The sequence below is a fragment of the Streptomyces sp. NPDC001927 genome (assembly GCF_053594455.1).
This window is the reverse complement of sequence record NZ_JBSFEN010000004.1, coordinates 411,452-430,115: the sequence shown is the minus strand read 5'-3', so window position 1 is coordinate 430,115 and position 18,664 is coordinate 411,452. Positions and strand designations below refer to the sequence as shown.

Genomic DNA, 18,664 nt, shown 5'->3' with positions numbered 1-18,664 from the left:
GCCGCGTTCGAGCGGCCGGGGCTTCGCGCTGTTTCGGGCACGGCCGGCGGCGCCTGTCCCACCGCTGTCGCCGGCGCCCGCGCGCTGTTTCAGGACCGTGACGGCAAGCCCCTTGAGTTCACCTGAGCAAATCACTACGTTGCTAGAGCAAAGTTGATTGATCGCGGTCAAGGGGGATGGCGTGAGAGCGCTGAGCGTACGAAGGACTGTGACGGCCGGCTGGGTGGTGGGGGCGTTGCTCGCCCTGCTGCTCGCGCCGGCATCGGGAGCGGCCGCGGCCGACGGGGAAGCCGGCGGGGCCGGGAGCCTCGTGATGGTGCTGGACTCCTCGGGCTCCATGGGCGACGACGACGGCTCCGGGCGTACGCGGATGGAGGCGGCCCGCACCGCCGTCGGCACCGTCGTCGACGGTCTCCCCGACGGCCACCCCACCGGCCTGCGGGTCTACGGCGCCGACCGGCCCCGGGGCTGCACCGACACCCGGCTCGTCCGCCCGGTCGCACCGCTGGACCGGGCCGGTCTCAAGGCCGCCGTCGCGGCCCTGAAGCCCACCGGGGACACGCCCATCGGGCTCTCCCTCCAGAAGGCCGCCCAGGACCTGCCCCGGCCCGCCGACGGGGCTGTCGGGGCGGGCCGCACGATCCTGCTGATCTCCGACGGCGAGGACAACTGCGGTGACCCCGCGCCCTGCGCGGTGGCCGCACAGCTCGCCAAGGGCGGGATCGGGCTGCGGATCGACACCGTCGGCTTCCAGGTGAAGGGCGCGGCGCGCGAGCAGCTGGAGTGCATCGCCGAGGCGGGCAACGGCCGTTACTACGACGCGCCCGACGCCGACGCGCTGGCCCGGCAGCTCCAGCGGGCCGCGCAGCTCTCGGCCGACGGCTACCGGCTGCGGGGCGAGCGGATCACCGGCACCGCGACGAGCGACCGGGCGCCCGCGCTCGTACCGGGGCAGTACCTGGACACCATCGGGCCGGGTGAGAAGCGGTACTACGCGGCCGACCTGGACGACGTGTCCACGGTGGACTTCTCGGCGACGGCCGTGCCGCAGGCGGGCGCGGTGGTGGACACGGTCGACGCGTTGGCCACCAGCCTCGTGTACGCCTCCGCCGGCGGCGAGGGCACCTGCGCGACCAACAGCGAGATGTTCCACCAGAACGAGGGCGCGGTGCCGCTGACCTCGGCCGTCGCCCGCGTGCCCACCGAGAAGCGGTACTCGACCTGCGACAAGGCGGGCCGCTACTGGTTCGTGGTCGAGCGCCGCAGCAAGCCCGCCTCGGACGCGGCCCGCTGGCCGCTGGAGCTGGTCCTCGGTGTCGAGGCGCCGCTGCCCGCCGGGGCGGTCCCGGCACAGTCCCGGCCGGAGTACGGCAGCGGCGGCAAGGACGCCGTCCTGCCCACCGGCGACCCCCGCGAGGTCAGGGGCGGCACCGGCTTCAACGACGCCCGTGAGCTGGGGCGGGGCGTGTGGCGGGACCGTCTGCTGCCCTCCCAGACGCTCTGGTACAAGGTGCCGGTGGGCTGGGGACAACAGCTCAGGTACGGCGTCGAGTTCGCCAACGAACCGACCGTCGACGGCTCCGCGTCGGTGAACTCGTACGGCGGCACGCAGGTCTACACCCCGGCCCGACACCCGGTCGGCGGCGGTACGGGCGAGTTCAGCTCCCGGACCACGTACAACGGCCGTCCCGCCGCGCTCGGCATGGGGACGGTGCCGGTCGCCTGGACCAACCGGTACGAGCACCACCCCAACGTCGTTCCCGTGCACACCACGGGCGGCTTCTACATCGCCGTCACCCTGGGCGCGCGGGCGGCGGAGATCGCCGAGAACCCGCGGATCGCGATGGTCCTGCGGATCGCGGTCCTCGGCGAGGAACTGTCGGGGCCCGAACACGGCGCGGCGCCGGTTGCCGCGGCGGGAAAGCCCGACAAGCGGGGCGAAAGCTCCGTGCGCGCAGACAGCGGAGGGACGGGCGGGGCAGGATGGACCGTCACCCAGGCTGTCGCGGCGGGCGGCGCGGCCGTCGTCCTGATCGCGGGGGCCGTGTTCCTCGTGAGGCGGGTACGGGGCGGCGGGAGCGGGACAGCGACGGACACGAGGAGAGGCGCGTGAAGACGCAGCGCGTGAGGGTGGGTGCGGGCCGGGGCCTGGTGGGGGCGGTGTGCGCGGCCGTGTTCACGGCGGCGGTGCTGCCCTCGGGGACCGCGTGGGCGGCCGGGGACGGCCCGTACGGCTTCGACGGCGGTGCCCAGCCGATCAAGGGCGCCGCCACCAGCCTGGACGCACGGCAGTTGAAGGCGGGCCAGAGCTACCGGGACAGCATCAAGAAGGACGGCAAGCTCTACTACCGGGTCGACCTCGACGACAAGCAGAACGCTTACGTTTCGGTGGTCGCGGTGCCCAAGCCCGGCGGCAAGGCGGAGTACGGCGACGGGGTCAAGGTGACCCTGCAGGACGGCTCAGGCGCGCAGTGCGGCTACCAGGACTCCTCCTTCGAGTCGGCCGCGTTCCCCCGGCCCATCACCGCGTACGCCCACCGCACGATCGAGCCCGACAGCTCCACCTGCCAGCAGGCGGGCGCCTACTACGTGCTGGTCGAGCGGATCTCGAAGGCCGTCTCCACGCCCGACGACTGGGAACTGGAGATCCGGTACGTCCCCGAGCCGGGCGTAAAGCAGACCGGCCCCACCGAACTGCCGGAGAACTGGCCCTCCTCCACGCCGGCGCCGCCGGCCGGCGGGCCGCAGAAGCGGCAGGGCGGGGCGGGCTTCCACGGCGCCACCTCGCTGCGGCAGGGAGAGTGGCGCGCCGACATCAAGCCCGGGCAGACGCTGTTCTACCGGGTGCCCGTCGACTGGGGGCAGCAGGTCTTCGCCAGCGCGGAGCTGGGCAGCAGCCCCACCGGCGCCACCGGTTACGTCCCGAACGCGCTGGTGCTCTCGCTCGACAACCCGGCGCGCGGCCATGTCGACCAGGACACCGTCAGCTACGACGGCAAGCCGGCGACGGTGGTGCTCGACCCGCACCGGCCGGTCGCCTTCGAGAACCGTTACTCCTCCAACAGCTACACCAACGCCCTGCGCTTCGCGGGCTGGTACCACCTGACGGCGACGCTCTCCCCGGAGATCGTCAAGGAGTACGGGGACAAGCCGGTGCCGCTGACGCTGCGGGTGAACGTCACCGGCACGGCGAAGCCGGGTCCCGCGTACGACGGGGACGCCGGGCCCTTCAAGGTCACCGACGACGACCGGGACGCGGCCGCCAACGGCGCGAGCGGGGCCGAGGCGCAGCGCGACGAGAGCATGGTCCTGGTCGCGGCGGCCGGGCTCGGCGCGGGCACGGTGCTGCTCGTCGGGCTCGGTGTGTGGACCCTCGCGGGGCGGCGCCGGGCGGCGAGGGACGCGGCGGGGCAGGGCGGTCCGCAGGGCGGTCCGCCCGGTGGTCCGCCGCAGTTCGGGCCGCCCGCGGCCTGGTAGGGCGGGCGGGGCCGGTAGGGCCGGCCGGGTCCGGTCAGGCCTGGGTCAGCGCCCAGATGCCGACGGCGAAGCAGACCAGCGCGAGGAACAGCACCGGGACCGCGACCTTCGGGGGCGGTCCCGGTCGCTTTGCCGGGACGGGAGCCGAAGCCGGCCGCGGGGTGGGAACCTGTCCGGCCTGAGCGGTGTATTGAACAGTAGAAGCGTGGGGGAACGGCACCGCGGCCGTCGGGGTTCGAGCGAAGTCCGGGGCGGCGGCGGGAAGGGGGGAGGCCGCGTGCGCGGAGGATGTGGGGGCCGGCTGTGGGGGCGGCGGGGGCAGATGGAAGCTGCCCGTCTCGGAGGGGCTCGGCAGGGGCGGCTGCGGCTGTTGTGGCTGTGCCTGGTCCTGGAGGTGGGGTTGTGGCTGTGGCGGTACGTCCACGGGGGCGGCCTGCGTCTGGGCGGCCGGGGACTGGGCGGCCGGGTTCTGGGTGGCCGTGGTCTGGGCGGCCGGGGTCTCGGGGCCGTGGGGGCCGAAGCCCGTGGGCAGGGGGCCGATCTGGTCGAAGACCTCGACCGGCTCCTCGTCCTTGTGGGACTCGGGCAGCATCTCGACGGCCGTGGTCAGCGCCTTGCGCACGCCCGTGGCCGTCTTGAAGCGGGCCTCCGGGTCCGGCTGGAGCAGGCCGGCCAGGACCTGCCACAGCGGCTCGGGGATCCCCGCCGGGGCTCCCGGTGTCCCGTGCGCCATGAAGTACTCGATCAGGGCGCGGGAGTCGGGCTTCTGGCCCTGGAGCAGATAGAGCGCGACCAGGCCGACCGCGAACAGGTCGGCCGGGAAGTCCGGCTCGGCGCCGAGCATCTGCTCGGGCGCGAAGTAACCGGGCGTCCCCACCACGTAGTTGGTCTCCGTGAGGCGGGGCTCGCCCTTGCGCATCGAGATGCCGAAGTCGGACAGCCGCAGGTGCGGCCGCCCGGTTCCGGTGACGTCGAGCAGGATGTTCGCCGGCTTGATGTCGCGGTGCACGACCCCCTCCGCGTGCACCGCGGCAAGTCCGGCGAGCAGTTGGTCCAGCAGGGTGCAGACGAAGCGCGGCGGCAGCGGACCGTAGTCGCCGATGACATGGGCCAGAGACCCGCCGGCCACCAGGTCCATGGTGAACAGCACCTTGTCGTCGTCGGCGGCCCAGCTGGCCGGGGCGAGGACGTGCGGGTGGTCGATCCGGAGCGCCTGCTCGCGGACGAAGCGGAGCAGCGTGTGGGCATCGCTCTGCTGGAGCACCTTGGCCGCCACATAGCGCCGCCGCCGGTGGTCCCATGCCCGCCAGACCGCTCCTACACCACCCCGTCCGATCGGGTCGACCAGTTCGTACCGACCAGCGAAGACCTCACCCATCGCGCTGCGCCCGCTCCCCGTCGTGCCTCGTCGGCCCGGTTTCAGCTGCCGGACCGGCTGTCCTGCGTCAGTTCTGGTGCGACTCGTAGTGGGCGACCGCGTCGGCGGTGCGCCCGGCGCCGTACACCCGGAGGAACTCTGCCAGTTCGGGGTGGGCGGGGGCGAGAGAGTCGGCCGCATCGATGATGTCGCCGGCCGCCGCGACCGAGCGCAGCAGCGACTGGATCTCGCGGACCACCCGGCGCACGGTCGGCGCGCCCGAGCTGGTCGTGGTCTGGCTGGTGCCGGTGAGCACGGAGCCGCCCTGGGACTTCTTGATCTCGTCCATGCGGTCGGTGGCCTCGGCCGCGCTGACACTGCCGTCGGCGACCTGGCCGGCGAGCTCCTGCAGGGCCTGGACGCGCTGGACGACGGCCGGGTTGCCGATCTTGGCGCGCTGGCCGCTCATCAGTTGGGAGAGCATGGGTGCCGAGAGGCCGAGTACAGCCGCGAGCCGGGCCTGGTTCAGTCCGAGATCGTCGATCAGCCGACGGAAGAGCGCCCCCAGTGGCTCTCCGTACCAACTGCGCTGAAGCTCGCGGGCTCTAGCCGTGGCTTCTTGCTGCACTGCGTCCATTACTTCTCCCCATCCCTTAGGTTCGCCACTGCGAACCTCGATCAGCATCTTACGGAGCGTGGTCGCCGACCGGGAGTCCCAATCCTTTTGCGGGAATGAGGGGGTGACCCGGTACTCTGTTCTCGTTCCGGGGCCTTAGCTCAGTTGGTAGAGCGCTGTCTTTGCATGGCAGATGTCAGGGGTTCGACTCCCCTAGGCTCCACTTCTCACACCCCTCTTGACCTGCGGAAACGCAGGCCGGGAGGGGTGTTTTGCGTGCGGCCGCGTACCCTACTTGCATGGGTGTGCAACATCAGGCGTGGGATTCCGACGGTGCCGACCGTGCGGTGGCGGTGCTCAAGGCGGTGGCGGACCCGTCGCGGTTCCGGCTGCTGTGGGCGCTGAGCCGGGAGGAGCTGCCGGTGAGCGCGCTCGCGGAGTTGTTGGGGGCACACGTGGCGGCGACCTCGCAGCATCTGGCGAAGCTGCGGGCGGCGGGGCTCGTCACGTCCCGCCGGGAGGGGACGCGGATCTACTACCGGGCGCCGAGCGAGCACGTACGGGGGCTGCTGGAAGGGGCGACCCTTGCGGCCGGGGACCCGGCCGAGGCGGGCGGGCGCGACGACGCGGCCGAGGCCGCCACCGCCCCCGCCGCTCAGGAGCGGACGGCTCCGGCCGGGGCGGTACGCGCCACCCGGCGGCGGCCCGCGACGGGCTGACCTCTCGGCTCAGACCTGCCCACCGAGGCTCTGCCCGCCCGTGCTCTGAACGTCGAGGCCCGGCTCGCCCAGGCCCTGCTCGTCGAGGCGGTACTCCTCGGGTTCGGCGTCGTAGGAGTAGAGCTCGGCGTAGCGGCCCCAGTCGGTGGCGGTGTCCAGCTGCCGGGTGAGCTGCTCGCTGGTGTAGTGGTGGGCGAGGACGTCGCGGAAGAAGCCTGCGCGCAGGGCGCCGTCGGGGCTCTGGCGGAGGCTGGTGAGGATCGTCCGTACGAGAGGGAGATCCCGGGCCGCTTCGGCGAAGATCCGCTTCGATGTCTGGACGTCGGCGCCGGCGAAGGAGACACCCCGGTCCGTCAGCCGCAGGTCGTCGCCGTGGATCTCGGCGAGGCCGAGGAGGTCGAGGGCGTCGACGAGCGGAAGGACGTCGTCGACGTCGAGGCCGAGGTCGTCCGCGAGATCGGCGAGGTCGGCCGTGCCGTCGCGGTGGGCGACGATCTCGGCGAGGCCGGAGAGGCCGTCGACGGTGGCCGTGGGCAGCGGGGTGTCGGCGAGTGTCCGCTTCTCGGCGGCGGGGGTCTCCGTACGGCCCGGGGTACGGGTCTCCTTCGGGCGGCCGGTCATGATCCGGTAGACGCGGTCGATGAGCTCCTCGAACGCGGGGGCGTTCCGGTCGCGGGGCCGGTCGAGGCCGATCTCGATGGTCTCCCGGATCGTGCCGTACGGGCGGGAGCCGAGGACCACGATCCGGTCGGCCATCAGGACGGCCTCCTCGATGTTGTGGGTGACCAGGACGACCGCGCGGGTGGGGAACTGGCCCGACTCCCACAGCTCCATCAGCTCGCCGCGCAGGTTCTCGGCGGTCAGCACGTCGAGTGCGGAGAACGGCTCGTCCATCATCAGCACGTCCGGCTCGACGACGAGCGCGCGGGCGAAGCCGACGCGCTGGCGCATGCCGCCGGACAGCTCCTTGGGGTAGGCGGACTCGAAGCCGTCGAGGCCGATGAGGTCGATGGCCTGCCGGGCGGCCTCGGCCCGCTCCGTCGCGGGCATCCCCTTGGCCTCCAGGCCGAGTTCGACGTTCTGCTGGACGGTGAGCCAGGGCAGCAGGGCGAAGGTCTGGAAGACCATGGCGGTGCCGGGGTTGGCACCGGTCAGGTTCGTGCCGCGGTAGGTGACGGTTCCCGAGCTGGGCGGGACGAGCCCGGCGAGGCAGCGCAGCAGGGTGGACTTGCCGGAGCCGGACTTGCCGAGCAGGGCGACGATCTCGCCGGCCCGGATCTTCAGGTCGATGCCGGAGAGGACGGGGAGTTCACCGTCGGCGCCCGCGTACGACTTGGTCAGGCCGACCGTTTCGAGCAGGACCTCGCCGTCGACGGGGGCGGGGGCCGGGGCGGCGCCCGTGGCGCGGGCGAGGCGGCGGTTGCGGAGGGCTGCGAAGACCATGGGAGGCTCCAGTAGGGGGCGCTGAGAGGGGTACGGAGAGAGGTGCTGAGGGGGGCCGTCAGAGGGTGTAGCGGGCTTCCGCCAGGCGGTAGAGACGGCGCCAGACGAGCCGGTTGAGAGCGACGACGTACACGCTCATCACGGCCACCCCGGCGAGCAGGTGCGGGTAGTCGCCGCGCTCGGTGGCCTGGTAGATGTACGCGCCGAGGCCGGTGGCGGTCAGGGTGGTGCCGCCGAAGGTGACGACCTCGGAGACGATCGAGGCGTTCCAGGCGCCGCCGGACGCGGTGATGCCGCCGGTGACGTACGAGGGGAAGATCCCCGGGATGATCAGGCGCTTCCAGCGCTGCCATCCGCGTACGCCGAGGTCGTCCATGGCCTCGCGCAGGTCGGTCGGGATGGCCATGGCGCCGGCGATGGTGTTGAAGAGGATGTACCACTGGGCGCCCAGCGCCATCAGGAAGATGCCGCCGATGTCGATCGACAGGCCCGTCCTGATGAAGAACCAGGTGGCGAGCGGGAAGAGGAAGTTGGCGGGGAAGGAGGCCAGGACCTGGACGACGGGTTGGGCGATCCGGGTCAGCCGCGGTGAGAAGCCGATCCTCACGCCGATCGGCACCCAGATCAGGGTCGCGCCGATGACGAGGACGACGACGCGGGCGAGGGTGGCGAGGCCGAGGAGAAGCGGTTCCGCGAAGACGCCGAGGCCGGTCGCGTCGTAGAGGTACCGGCCGAGGTCGAACAGGCCCCACAGGATCAGCGCGCCCGCGACAGCGGCGAACACGAGGTCACCGGTGCGCTGCCGCGTACGGTCGACGAAGAGCGCGCGGTCGTCGGTGCCGAGGAGCCGGCCCGCCCGGCCCAGGCCCTCGCCGGCCGGGCGCAGCAGCCGGCCGAGCAGCCGGGGCCAGTGGGAGCGGCGCAGGAAGTCCAGGACGAAGGAGCGCTGGGTCTCGCCCGCCTCGGACTGCTCGTTCTTGAACTTCTCCGCCCAGGCGGTCAGCGGTCGCCAGAAGAGGAAGTTCACCCCGGTGACCATGACGGCCATGGTGAGGATGGCCCAGCCGATCTTGCCGAGGTCGCCGTCGGCGATCGCGGCGCCCGCGTAGGAGCCGACGCCGGGCAGGGCGTACGACTGGCCGCCGACGGTGATGGCCTCGGCGGCGACGAGGAAGAACCAGCCGCCGCCGAAGCTCATCATGCCGTTCCAGACCAGGCCGATCGCCCCGGCCGGCACCTCGACCTTCCAGAACCGCATCCAGCGGCTGAAGCCGAACGAGCGGGAGAGCTCGTCGAGTTCGCGGGGGAGGGAGGTGAGCGACTGGTAGAAGCCGAAGGTCATGTTCCACGCCTGCGAGGTGAAGATCGCGAAGATCGCCGCGCATTCGAGGCCGACCATGGAGCCGGGGAAGAGGGCGAGGAAGCCGGTGACGGCGACGGTGAGGAAGCCGAGCACGGGCACGGACTGGAGGATGTCCAGGGCGGGGATGAGGATCCGCTCCAGACGGCGGGAGCGGGCGGCGGCGTACGCGTAGACGAGGGTGAAGACGATGGACGCGGCGAGCGCGATGAACATCCGCAGCAGGGAGCGTGCGGCGTCGTAGGGCAGCCGGGCCGGGTCGGTGTCGACCTGGGCGGACTGGCTGGTGGTGAAGCTGACGGTGGTGCCCTCGCCCACCCGGAGGGTGACGTAGAGCAGGACGAGGACGGCGGCGGCGACCACCGCGTCGACCCAGGTGAGCGCGGTCAGCCGGTTGGCCACCCGGGATGCGAGGGAGGCCGGCGCGGGTGAAGCGAGGGAGACCTGAGAAGGGGCGGGCCTGGTCCGGAACGACATGGAAGAACCTCCGGCCACGGGGCGGGGGTACCCGGCACGTGCGGATGGGCGTGAGCAGAGCGAGGACATGACAGCACTCGCCTGCTGCGCGTGGAGCGGAGCGCGGGCGGGCGCGCCGGGCCTGTCCCGCGTGGGGAGCACGGGGAGCGGGCGAAGGTCAGCGGCTGCCGAGGGGGCAGGGGCACGGACTGGGAGGATCTGCGCTCATGGCTGCCTCCTCCGACTCGGCCTGCGGTTCCTCTGTCGTGGCGGCCCCGGGCGGATGAATCCGGTGGTCCGGTGAAGGGGCGCCTTCGGAAGTGTGCGCCTCATTGCGTCGATACGCAAATATGAGGGCCCGGTCACTTCCTTTGCTCGTTGTTGCGCCGATGTGCAAGTATGGATTTCCGGACGGCGCACGTACGTCATGTCCGCACAGGTCGGTACAGCTGTACGGCCTTCCCCTTCCCACCCCATGCGTGGAACCGAGCGGTGCGCAGCGCCCCGCTCTCCACCGCCGTGCCCGCCGCGGGCTCTTTCCATCGTCATCTCACACCTGGGGGTTCCCCATGGTCATGCTCAACAAGGCAGCGCCCTCGAAGGCGAAGCGCCCCAGCCTGGAGCGCCAGGCCATCGCCTTCACCACCGCGCTCTATCTCGTCATCTGCGCCGGACTGCTGATCGTCCACTACGGCGCCCCCGAGCCGCCGCCCGCACCGGCCGGCTCCTCGTCCACCTCTCCGTACAACCCGTAACGGGCCGCGAACAGGCCCTGCGCACACGCACCTTCGAGGAGGGAAAACATGCAGAAAGACCAGCTCAACGGCCGGCGGACGGACCGCTGGATCCAGGTCGCCGCCGACGACGGCGCGGCCCTGGCGAAGGCCCGCGAGGCCACCGGTGTCGACTTCGAGGCGGCCGGCGGCCGGGTGTGGGAGTCGGACACCTTCGTCCACCTGCCCGTCGTCGTCAACGTTCGCGACGGCGAGACCATCCGGCGCGAGCGACTGGTCTTCGCCCTCGGCGACGACGTCCTCGTCACGCTCCAGCCCGCCACCCCCTTCACTCCGTTCGACAAGGCACTGGCACGGATGCGCCGCCTTCCGCACCTCGCTGAGAGCGCACAAGGCGTGATGTACACGCTGCTGTACGCCCTCAACGAGGCGCAGGAGCGGGTCATCGACCATGCCAGCGACGTCCTGGAGCACATGAGCGACGAGATCGCGCTCGCCACGGACGGGTACGACGAGCGGGGCGTCGAGATCGGCGTCAGCGACATGCAGGACACCATCAAGCGGATGAACGCGGCCGAGGAGATCGTCTCCCGCTCGCAGGAGTCCCAGCTGATGCTGGCCCGCGCGGCCCGCCACCTCCGGGCCGAGTCGGGCACCCGCGACCCGCAGCTCGCCGCGCTCATCGACGTCCTGCTCGCCGACATCAACGGCGTCAAGGACCACGCCAGTTACGAGCACGACAAGGTCCGCTACCTCCAGCAGTCGATCATGACCTCGCTGGACGTGAAGCAGAACCAGATCGTGAAGGTCTTCACGATCATCACCGCGGTCTTCCTGCCGCCGACCCTGATAGCCACGTTCTACGGCATGAACTTCACCAACATGCCGGAACTCTCCTGGGACCACGGCTTCCTGGTCACGACCCTGCTGACCTTCGTCGCCGCGCTGATCCCGCTCTGGTACATCCGCCGCCGCGGCTGGCTCCGCTAGCCCGTTCGCCCCTTCAGAAGACCCGCAGTCACCGGCCCGCCCGGGCGTCATCGCCCTGGCGGCCGTACGGAGGTGACCACCCATGAGCAACCTGTCCACCCTCGACTTCGCCCTCAGGCTGGCCACCGGCGTCGGCTGCGGAGCCCTCATCGGCGTCGAGCGCCAGTGGCGCGCCCGCATGGCGGGGCTGCGCACCAACGCGCTCGTCGCCGCCGGCGCCACCCTGTTCGTCCTCTACAGCGAGGCGATGGCCGACCCGACCAGCCCCACCCGGGTCGCCTCCTACGTCGTCTCCGGCGTCGGCTTCCTCGGCGGCGGCGTCATCATGCGCGACGGCGCCTCCGTACGCGGCCTCAACACCGCCGCCACCCTGTGGTGCTCGGCCGCCGTCGGCGTCCTCGCCGCCTCCGGACGCCTTGCCCTCGCGGTCCTGGGCGCGCTCGGCGTCCTCGCGATCCACGTCGTCCTGCGCCCGGCCAGCCGCCTGGTCGACCGGGCCCCGCAGAGCAACACCGACACGGTCAGCCACGTCACGGTCCACGTCCGCTGCGACCGGAGCGAGGAACCCCACATCCGGGCCCTGCTCATCCAGCTCCTCAGCAGCACCGGACCCCAGCTCACCGGGGTCAACGTCCGTCGCGGCCAGGACGACAGCACCACCCTGGAAGCCGCCCTCACGCTCGACGGCCCGCCCGGCACCGCGCTGGAACACCTCGTCGCCCGCCTCTCGCTCGAACCCGGCATCCGCGACCTCCACTGGCACCTCGCCGACGAGGAGGAGGCGGACGAGGGGCGCGCTCTCGCCGGCAGTAAATGACCCCAAGTGGCCCACGATCAGCGGCCCGCATTGGATCTGCCCGGCTGGGCCACTGGACCGTAACGTCGTGTCCATGGCGAACATCAACTCCCCGGTACAGCGGGCCTCCAGGGCTCCTCGCGCGCTGCTCCTCGCCCAGCTGAGCAACGCGATCGGCGACGGCGCGTTCTACGTCACCTCCGCCCTCTACTTCAGCCAGATCGTCGGCCTGTCCGCCGCCCGGATCGGCATCGGCCTCACCCTCGCCTGGGCCGTCGGCTCGGTCGCCGGAGTCTGGCTGGGCCACCTCGCCGACCGGCGCGGGCCCCGCACGACCGCCGTCCTGCTCGCCCTCTCCACGGCGGCGGCCGTCGGCTCGTTCCTCTTCATCCGCTCCTTCGTCCCGTTCCTGGTCGCCGCCGCCGTGTACGCCACCGCCCAGAGCGGCCTCGCCGCCGCCCGTCAGGCGCTGCTCGCAGGCCTCGTCGAGCCCGCGGCCCGTACGGAGGTACTGGCCAGGCTGCAGTCCACCCTCAACGCGGGGCTCGCCGTCGGCGCGGGCCTGGGCGGGCTCGCCCTGCACGCCGGCACCCGTACCGCGTACCTCTCCGTCTTCGCCCTGGACGCGGTCGGCTTCCTGGTCTGCGCCCTGCTGCTGCGCGGACTGCCCGCCGTCGCCCCCGTCCCGCCGGCCGCCGCCGGCGAGCCGCGCCTCGCGGTGCTCCGCGACCGCCCGTACGCGCTGCTCACCCTCCTCAACGCGCTGATGCTGCTGCGGCTGCCGCTGCTCAGCCTCGCCCTGCCGCTGTGGATCGTGCAGCGCACCTCCGCGCCCGGCTGGATCGTCTCGGCGCTGTTCGTCCTCAACACCGGGTTCGTGATGCTCTTCCAGGTGCGGACGGCACGGAAGGTCACGGGCCTTCCCCATGCCACGCGCGCGGTGGGCCGGGCCGGGGTGGTCATGCTCGCCTCGTGCGCCGTGTTCGCGGTGACGGCCGTCGGCCTCGGACCGTGGACGACAGTCGCCGTCCTCGTCGTCGGCGCGGCGCTGCAGGTGGTCGCCGAGATGCGCCACTCCGCGGGCTCCTGGCAGATCGGCTTCGCCCTCGCGCCCGTCGGCCGGATCGGCCAGTACCAGGGCTTCTACGGAACCGGTGTCCCCGTGGCCCGCACCCTCGGCCCGTTCCTGGTCACAGCCCTCCTGGTCACCTGGGGCGCGCCCGGCTGGCTGGTGCTCGGCGGGATCTTCCTGCTGGCCGGGGCGGTCACCGGGCCCGCCGTGCGCTGGGCGGAGCGGGCCCGCGCGCAGGCGCCTGCCGGGCGGGACACGGCGGAGCTGCTCGGCGTGCGTTGAGCCGGACGTGTGGTGTTCATCGGAAGAACTGCGCGGCGACGGCGTCGCTCCGGGCAATCCGGAGCCGCGTCCCCATCATGAGGAATGTACGAAAAGCGCGCAATTCGAAATGAACCATCCGAGAACCTGACGAACAGCACGAACGTCACCACGAACGTCTCGAGCACCACACGACGAAAGCGAGGGGCCATGGCCACCGCCAAGGTCAAGCAGTTCTGGACCGCCTTCATCTCCGTACTCTTCGCCCTGCTCGCCTCCGTCGGCCTGGCGTCCACCGCCACCGCCGCGCAGGCTCCCGCCGTCCAGCAGCCGGAGGAGCCGGCCGCCGCGCCCGCCCCCGCAGCCGGAGCGCGCACCACAACCGCCGTACCGGCGCAGAGGTCGGCCTATGCGTGGCCCACCACGGTCCGCGAGCGCTCGCTGCCGCCCACGATCAAGCAGCGCATCGGCGCCGAGGCCCACAACTCCTCGCCCTCCGTACGCCACCTGCGCGGCGACGCCCCGACCGACACGACGCTCGCCGACCAGACGGAGCTGTCGGGCCTGGCGCTCGCCGCGGCGGCGTAGGCGCGGGGAGTCGAGTGGTTCACTCCTCCCCACGTCCACCGCCGCACGCCACCCGAACGTTCCGAAAGCCTGAACGTTCCGAAGGCCCGAACGCGGAGGCAGCCCACGGTCAGCGACGCTCGTCGCGCTCCGTGTCCCCCTCCACCTCGGCCTCGGCCTCGGCTTCGGCTTCGGCCTCCTTGGCCTCCACCTCAGGATCGAGAGCGCCTCGGGACGACGGTTCCGAGAGACCCTCATCCACCTCGGTGGGAGCGGGCGGTTCGACCAGCCAGTCCGGGTTGGCCTGCTTGTCCCACCACTTCCACGCACAGAAGACGCCGGCGGCCACCACGCCCAGGACGATCAGTCCCTTGGCGAGACGTCCGGCCCTGGCACGGCGCTCGTGCTTGCGCACGAGCCTCTCGATCTCCTTCGGTGTCACCTGACCGCGCAGCGCGGCCCAGGCGGCCACCGAGCGCGATCCGGCCTCGTCGAGAACGGGACCGGTAGCGGCGACCGCGTGCTCCACACGTGGTTTGGTGTAGTCGGCCGCCTGACGGGCGGCCTTGCGGGTCACCAGCGCGGCGCGTTGCGCGGCGTCGTCGACCCGCGGCGGTACATGCGGTGCGACATGGGAGTCGTACTGCACACGAGCTTGTACGCGGGCCTGATGAGCGGCCTTCGAGACTTTCGGCGCGAGCCGGACACGTGCGTCGTGCGCATAGCGCGCGGCCTGGTCCTTGGCCGTGCCGGCGTACTGAGCGGCCTGCTCCTTGGCCGACTCCGCATAGGGCGCCACCACTTCCGCGGCGTGCAGGTAGCTTTCCTTGGCCGAATCGGCCGCGGCGCGCACGCTGTCCATCCGGGTCACGGGATCCTCCTACTCGGTGGTGGTGTCGGTTTTTCGCCTTTCCACCCTTTTCGAAATCATGCCTGCCGGATCGCGGTCCGGCATGTGGGGCTGGCATCCGGGGCATACCCCCGACCACCCACGACGCTTCCGTGCTTCCGTGCGAGGATGCGATGCGCGTCAAGTGGGCAGACTTACGGGAAGGCGGACCGTGGCCGAGCAGCTCTACGCCACTCTGAGGACCAGTCGGGGTGACATCGAGATCCGGCTGCTGCCGGAGCACGCCCCCAACACGGTCAGGAACTTCACCGAACTCGCCCGGGGCGAGCGGGAGTGGACGCACCCGGCGACCGGCAGAGTGGCCGCGGACCCGCTGTACGACGGCACCGTCTTCCACCAGGTCATCGAGGGTTTCATGATCCAGGGCGGGGACCCGCTGGGGAACGGCACGGGCGGTCCCGGCTACGAGTTCCCCGACGAGTTCCACCCCGAGCTCTGGTTCGACCGTCCCTATCTGCTGGCCATGGCCAACGCGGGCCCCGGCACGAACGGCTCGCAGTTCTTCATCACCGTCGGCGCGACGACCTGGCTGAACCACAAGCGCACGATCTTCGGCGAGGTCGTCGGCGCGAAGAGCCGGAAGGTCGTCGACGTGATCTCCTCGGTGCCGGTCAACCCGAACACCAAGCGGCCGCTGAACGACGTGGTCCTGGAGTCGGTCCTCATCGAGACCCGCTGACCCACTGACCTGGGCAGCGACCTCGCCCTCGTTCAGGGAACCTTTCCGCCCCGTCCGTCCGTACAGGGAAGGCGGGGCGCTTCCTCGCCGCGCCGCCCCCATCTCCTCGGGAGGGACCTCCATGGAGCCGCAGTCCGGCCTGCCGCGTTGTTACCGCCACCCTGACGTCGAGACAGGCATCCGCTGCACCCGCTGCGACAAGCCGATCTGCCCGCAGTGCATGGTCTCGGCGTCCGTCGGCTTCCAGTGCCCGGACTGTGTGCGCAACGGCTCCGGCACGGGCCACGCGCCCGACGCCAACCAGCCCCGTACGCTCGCCGGCGGCCGGGTCGCCTCGGACGGGCGGCTCGTCACCAAGATCCTCATCGCGATCAACCTGGCCCTCTTCATCGCCGTCCAGGCGGCCGGCGACCGGGTCGTGGACGAGCTGGCGCTGATCGGCTACGCGTACAGCCCGCCGCTCGGCGAGGTCGTCGGGGTCGCGGACGGCGAGTGGTACCGGCTGCTGACCTCGACCTTCCTCCACCAGGAGGTCGCGCACTTCGTCTTCAACATGCTGGGACTCTGGGTGATCGGCGGCATCGTCGAACCGGAGCTCGGCCGGATCCGGTACGCCGCGCTCTGTCTGCTCTCCGGACTCTCCGGCTCCGCCCTCGCCTATGTGATCGCGCCGTCGAACCAGCCCTCCCTGGGCGCCTCCGGCGTCGTCTTCGGCCTGATCGGCGCCTGGGCGGTGCTCACCCGGCGGCAGCGGTACGACATGCGGCCGGTGGCCCTCTTCGTCGCCCTCTCGCTGCTGCTCACCTTCACGCGACCCGGGATCTCCTGGGAGGCGCACATCGGCGGCCTCGTCGGCGGCGCGCTCGTGACCTACGGTCTGCTGCACGCGCCGAAGGACCGGCGGAACCTCGTGCAGTACGGGGCCTGTGGACTGGTGCTCCTGATCGATCTGGGCATGGTCCTGGTCCGCTCGGCTGTCCTGACCTGAGCGACTCGGCCGTGCTCACCTGAGCGACGAGGGCTGTGGACGAGCTTCTCGCAAAGCTTTCCCCAGAGTTATCCACAGTGCGTGGTGGATCTTGTGCACCTCGTGGAGAACGACCGCGCCCCTCGCTCCTGAGCTGGTCTTTTCCAGCGGGAGCGAGGGGCGTGTCAGGTGCGGGGCGGCGCTGCCGCAGTCACACCGGCGTCAACCCGGCCTGAGTTATCCACAGATCTTCGTAAGTTATCCAGTGCTGTGCACAACGCTGTGGATAAGTTCAGGGCAAGGCTTGACGGGCGCGTCGGGCGCCCGCTACTTCCACTGCGTGGAGACGCCGAAACCGGCCGCGATGAAGCCGAAGCCCACCACGATGTTCCAGTTGTTGAGGGACTTCACCGGCAGCGAGCCGTCGGTGACGTAGAAGACGACGATCCACACGAGCCCGATCAGGAACAGCGCCAGCATCACCGGTGCCACCCAGCTGCGGTTGGTCAGCTTGATGTTGGTGGCCTGCTTGGCGGGCGGGGGCGTGAAGTCGGCCTTCTTGCGGATACGTGACTTCGGCACGAGGGACTCTCCTGTCGATGCGCTGCGTGACCGCGCAGGGAACTGTGGCTGGCGCCGGGGTGGGACGGCTGGGTGACGTAGGAGACCACTGCGTCCCCCGGGCGTCCGTTAGCGTAGTGCTTCCACGGCACCGAAGGGGATCAGGGTACGTTGAGCAATTCTGCCGACTCTTCCTCCGGGCCGGGCCGACCCACCAGGTGGCGCCCCGTCCGGGTGCTGACCGCTGCCGTCTTCGCCCTTGCCGGGCTGATCTTCGTGACCAGCTTCAACACTGCCAAGGGTACGAACATCCGGACGGACGCCTCGCTCCTCAGGCTCTCCGACCTGATCCAGGAACGCAGCCACAAGAACGCCGGCCTGGACGAGTCCACCGCCGCCCTGCGCGACCAGGTCGACTCCCTCGTCGCCCGCGACGACGGCTCCACGAGCGCCGAGGACGCCCGGCTGCGGGCCTTGGAGAACGCGGCGGGGACCACCGAGACCTCGGGCCCCGGCCTCACCGTCACCCTGAACGACGCCCCGCCGAACGCCCAGGCCGCTCCCGGCTACCCCGAGCCGGGCGCCAACGACCTCGTCATCCACCAGCAGGACCTCCAGGCGGTCGTGAACGCGCTCTGGCAGGGCGGCGCCCAGGGCATCAAGGTCATGGACCAGCGGCTCATCTCCACCAGCGCCGTCCGCTGCGTGGGCAACACCCTGATCCTCCAGGGCCGGGTCTACTCACCGCCGTACAAGATCACCGCAGTGGGTGACCGGGGAAAGCTCGCCAAGGCGCTCGCCGATTCGCCGGCCGTGCAGAACTACCGGCTGTACGTGAAGGCCTACGGGCTCGGCTGGAAAGTGGACGAGCACAAGGCGGTGACTCTTCCCGGCTACTCGGGCACAGTGGATCTCCACTACGCGAAGCCTGTGAGCTGACTGCGCTGACTGCGGGGAGGTCCGGCCGGTGGCGCTGCGACTGATCGTCCGGACGTTCAGCGAGCTGTGCCTCACCGTCGGGACCGTGATCGTCCTCTTCGTGGTGTACGTCATGTTCTGGACCGGCGTACAGGCCGAGAGCGCGACGGCCGGGCAGATCGACAGCCTGGAGCGGGAGTGGGTGGACCGGCCGGTCGCCGAGACCGTCACCGCGGCGCCGCCCCCCGAGCCGTACCGGGCCGGCCGGGGCATCGCCGTCATGTACGTCCCGCGGCTCGGCAAGGACTGGGAGTGGCCCGTCCTGGAGGGCACCTCCCCCGGCGTCCTCAAGAAGGGCCTCGGCCACTACGCCGCCACCGCCCGCCTCGGCGAGACCGGCAACTTCTCCGTGGCGGGCCACCGGCGCACGTACGGAGATCCGTTCAAGGACTTCCCCCGGCTGCGGCCGGGTGACGCGGTCGTCCTGACCGACGGCACCACCTGGTACACGTACCGGATCGAGCGGGCCCCGTACCGCACCGTCCCCACCGACGTCGGCGTGATCGACCCCGTGCCGCGCAAGTCCGGCTTCGACGGTCCGGGCCGCTATCTCACCCTCACCACCTGCGAGCCGGAGTGGGGCAGCAGCCACCGGCTGATCGTCTGGGCGCACCTGGACGCCACCCAGCCTGTGACGCAGGGCAAGCCACCGGCTTTGGCGGGCTGACCCCTCAACGATCCATCGCCCCGTACTCTGGTGCCCGTAACGAACGGAAGGGGC

General features: G+C 71.4%; 18 protein-coding genes and 1 tRNA gene. 13 read left to right on the top strand and 6 right to left on the bottom strand.

Annotation, left to right across the window (positions count from 1 at the left end; all coding sequences use genetic code 11):
• Positions 1 to 181: 181 nt before the first annotated feature.
• Positions 182 to 2,113 (top strand): vWA domain-containing protein, encoded by a 1,932-nt coding sequence (locus ACWCO8_RS12560; RefSeq protein ID WP_451032220.1) that lies wholly within the window; start codon positions 182 to 184, stop codon positions 2,111 to 2,113.
• Complete coding sequence (locus ACWCO8_RS12555; RefSeq protein WP_451032219.1) at positions 2,110 to 3,477, top strand: hypothetical protein; 1,368 nt, start codon at positions 2,110 to 2,112, stop codon at positions 3,475 to 3,477. Before ACWCO8_RS12560 ends, ACWCO8_RS12555 begins: the two co-directional genes overlap by 4 nt.
• 34 nt (positions 3,478 to 3,511) lie before the next feature.
• Here the strand turns inward: ACWCO8_RS12555 and ACWCO8_RS12550 are convergent, their stop codons facing one another.
• Both ACWCO8_RS12550 and ACWCO8_RS12545 read right to left on the bottom strand, forming a co-directional pair.
• Positions 3,512 to 4,855 (bottom strand): serine/threonine-protein kinase, encoded by a 1,344-nt coding sequence (locus ACWCO8_RS12550; protein ID WP_451032218.1) that lies wholly within the window; start codon positions 4,853 to 4,855, stop codon positions 3,512 to 3,514.
• Between the two features lie 67 nt (positions 4,856 to 4,922).
• Entirely contained in the window at positions 4,923 to 5,471 is a 549-nt protein-coding gene (locus ACWCO8_RS12545; protein ID WP_362005411.1) for a helix-turn-helix domain-containing protein, read from the bottom strand.
• A 129-nt stretch (positions 5,472 to 5,600) separates the two neighbouring features.
• On the opposite strand from ACWCO8_RS12545, the gene ACWCO8_RS12540 reads away from it, so the two are divergent.
• Positions 5,601 to 5,673 (top strand) — tRNA-Ala (locus tag ACWCO8_RS12540).
• A 76-nt stretch (positions 5,674 to 5,749) separates the two neighbouring features.
• The gene (locus ACWCO8_RS12535; RefSeq protein ID WP_451032217.1) at positions 5,750 to 6,169 is read left to right on the top strand and encodes an ArsR/SmtB family transcription factor; all 420 of its coding nucleotides are present in this window, start codon (positions 5,750 to 5,752) and stop codon (positions 6,167 to 6,169) included.
• Between the two features lie 9 nt (positions 6,170 to 6,178).
• Here ACWCO8_RS12535 and ACWCO8_RS12530 read toward each other — a convergent pair whose 3' ends face one another.
• Together ACWCO8_RS12530 and ACWCO8_RS12525 are read right to left on the bottom strand one after the other, a co-directional pair.
• The gene (locus ACWCO8_RS12530) at positions 6,179 to 7,612 is read right to left on the bottom strand and encodes an ABC transporter ATP-binding protein (RefSeq protein WP_451032216.1); all 1,434 of its coding nucleotides are present in this window, start codon (positions 7,610 to 7,612) and stop codon (positions 6,179 to 6,181) included.
• Positions 7,613 to 7,670: 58 nt separating this feature from the next.
• Entirely contained in the window at positions 7,671 to 9,449 is a 1,779-nt protein-coding gene (locus ACWCO8_RS12525; RefSeq protein ID WP_451032215.1) for an ABC transporter permease, read from the bottom strand.
• A gap of 554 nt (positions 9,450 to 10,003) precedes the next feature.
• Between ACWCO8_RS12525 and ACWCO8_RS12520 the strand changes: the two genes are divergently transcribed.
• From ACWCO8_RS12520 to ACWCO8_RS12500, 5 genes are all read left to right on the top strand, one after another.
• Positions 10,004 to 10,183: a hypothetical protein gene (locus ACWCO8_RS12520; RefSeq protein WP_451032214.1), complete on the top strand. Its 180-nt coding sequence runs from the start codon at positions 10,004 to 10,006 to the stop codon at positions 10,181 to 10,183.
• 48 nt (positions 10,184 to 10,231) lie between these two features.
• Entirely contained in the window at positions 10,232 to 11,152 is a 921-nt protein-coding gene (locus ACWCO8_RS12515; RefSeq protein WP_451032213.1) for a CorA family divalent cation transporter, read from the top strand.
• An 82-nt stretch (positions 11,153 to 11,234) separates the two neighbouring features.
• A complete protein-coding gene (locus tag ACWCO8_RS12510) occupies positions 11,235 to 11,969 on the top strand; it encodes an MgtC/SapB family protein (protein WP_451032212.1) in 735 nt (244 codons plus the stop codon).
• 73 nt (positions 11,970 to 12,042) lie between these two features.
• Positions 12,043 to 13,302 carry an MFS transporter gene (locus tag ACWCO8_RS12505; protein WP_451032211.1) on the top strand — a complete coding sequence of 420 codons (1,260 nt, stop codon included), beginning with the start codon at positions 12,043 to 12,045 and terminating at the stop codon, positions 13,300 to 13,302.
• Between the two features lie 189 nt (positions 13,303 to 13,491).
• Positions 13,492 to 13,869: a DUF6344 domain-containing protein gene (locus tag ACWCO8_RS12500; protein ID WP_451032210.1), complete on the top strand. Its 378-nt coding sequence runs from the start codon at positions 13,492 to 13,494 to the stop codon at positions 13,867 to 13,869.
• Between the two features lie 109 nt (positions 13,870 to 13,978).
• Here the strand turns inward: ACWCO8_RS12500 and ACWCO8_RS12495 are convergent, their stop codons facing one another.
• On the bottom strand, positions 13,979 to 14,719 hold the full coding sequence (locus tag ACWCO8_RS12495; RefSeq protein WP_451032209.1) for a DUF5324 family protein: 741 nt from the start codon (positions 14,717 to 14,719) through the stop codon (positions 13,979 to 13,981).
• Positions 14,720 to 14,909: 190 nt separating this feature from the next.
• Between ACWCO8_RS12495 and ACWCO8_RS12490 the strand changes: the two genes are divergently transcribed.
• Together ACWCO8_RS12490 and ACWCO8_RS12485 are read left to right on the top strand one after the other, a co-directional pair.
• Positions 14,910 to 15,437: a peptidylprolyl isomerase gene (locus ACWCO8_RS12490; protein ID WP_451032208.1), complete on the top strand. Its 528-nt coding sequence runs from the start codon at positions 14,910 to 14,912 to the stop codon at positions 15,435 to 15,437.
• 121 nt (positions 15,438 to 15,558) lie between these two features.
• Positions 15,559 to 16,425 carry a rhomboid family intramembrane serine protease gene (locus tag ACWCO8_RS12485; RefSeq protein ID WP_451032207.1) on the top strand — a complete coding sequence of 289 codons (867 nt, stop codon included), beginning with the start codon at positions 15,559 to 15,561 and terminating at the stop codon, positions 16,423 to 16,425.
• Positions 16,426 to 16,731: 306 nt separating this feature from the next.
• Here the strand turns inward: ACWCO8_RS12485 and crgA are convergent, their stop codons facing one another.
• Positions 16,732 to 16,986, bottom strand: coding sequence for a cell division protein CrgA (gene crgA / locus ACWCO8_RS12480; protein ID WP_362005428.1), 255 nt, complete (start codon positions 16,984 to 16,986; stop codon positions 16,732 to 16,734).
• 150 nt (positions 16,987 to 17,136) lie between these two features.
• Here crgA and ACWCO8_RS12475 point away from each other — a divergent pair, with 150 nt between their 5' ends.
• Positions 17,137 to 17,904, top strand: coding sequence for a DUF881 domain-containing protein (locus ACWCO8_RS12475; protein WP_451032206.1), 768 nt, complete (start codon positions 17,137 to 17,139; stop codon positions 17,902 to 17,904).
• A 28-nt stretch (positions 17,905 to 17,932) separates the two neighbouring features.
• Complete coding sequence (locus ACWCO8_RS12470; protein ID WP_451032205.1) at positions 17,933 to 18,610, top strand: class E sortase; 678 nt, start codon at positions 17,933 to 17,935, stop codon at positions 18,608 to 18,610.
• The last annotated feature ends 54 nt before the right edge of the window (positions 18,611 to 18,664 follow it).

Bases quoted from the DNA above. Each gene is read 5' to 3' on its own strand.
- ACWCO8_RS12550 (WP_451032218.1), bottom strand. From the start codon at position 4,855: ATGGGTGAGGTCTTCGCTGGTCGGTACGAACTGGTCGACCCGATCGGA.
- ACWCO8_RS12545 (WP_362005411.1), bottom strand. From the start codon at position 5,471: ATGGACGCAGTGCAGCAAGAAGCCACGGCTAGAGCCCGCGAGCTTCAG.
- ACWCO8_RS12535 (WP_451032217.1), top strand. From the start codon at position 5,750: ATGGGTGTGCAACATCAGGCGTGGGATTCCGACGGTGCCGACCGTGCG.
- ACWCO8_RS12530 (WP_451032216.1), bottom strand. From the start codon at position 7,612: ATGGTCTTCGCAGCCCTCCGCAACCGCCGCCTCGCCCGCGCCACGGGC.
- ACWCO8_RS12525 (WP_451032215.1), bottom strand. From the start codon at position 9,449: ATGTCGTTCCGGACCAGGCCCGCCCCTTCTCAGGTCTCCCTCGCTTCA.
- ACWCO8_RS12520 (WP_451032214.1), top strand. From the start codon at position 10,004: ATGCTCAACAAGGCAGCGCCCTCGAAGGCGAAGCGCCCCAGCCTGGAG.
- ACWCO8_RS12515 (WP_451032213.1), top strand. From the start codon at position 10,232: ATGCAGAAAGACCAGCTCAACGGCCGGCGGACGGACCGCTGGATCCAG.
- ACWCO8_RS12510 (WP_451032212.1), top strand. From the start codon at position 11,235: ATGAGCAACCTGTCCACCCTCGACTTCGCCCTCAGGCTGGCCACCGGC.
- ACWCO8_RS12505 (WP_451032211.1), top strand. From the start codon at position 12,043: ATGGCGAACATCAACTCCCCGGTACAGCGGGCCTCCAGGGCTCCTCGC.
- ACWCO8_RS12500 (WP_451032210.1), top strand. From the start codon at position 13,492: ATGGCCACCGCCAAGGTCAAGCAGTTCTGGACCGCCTTCATCTCCGTA.
- ACWCO8_RS12485 (WP_451032207.1), top strand. From the start codon at position 15,559: ATGGAGCCGCAGTCCGGCCTGCCGCGTTGTTACCGCCACCCTGACGTC.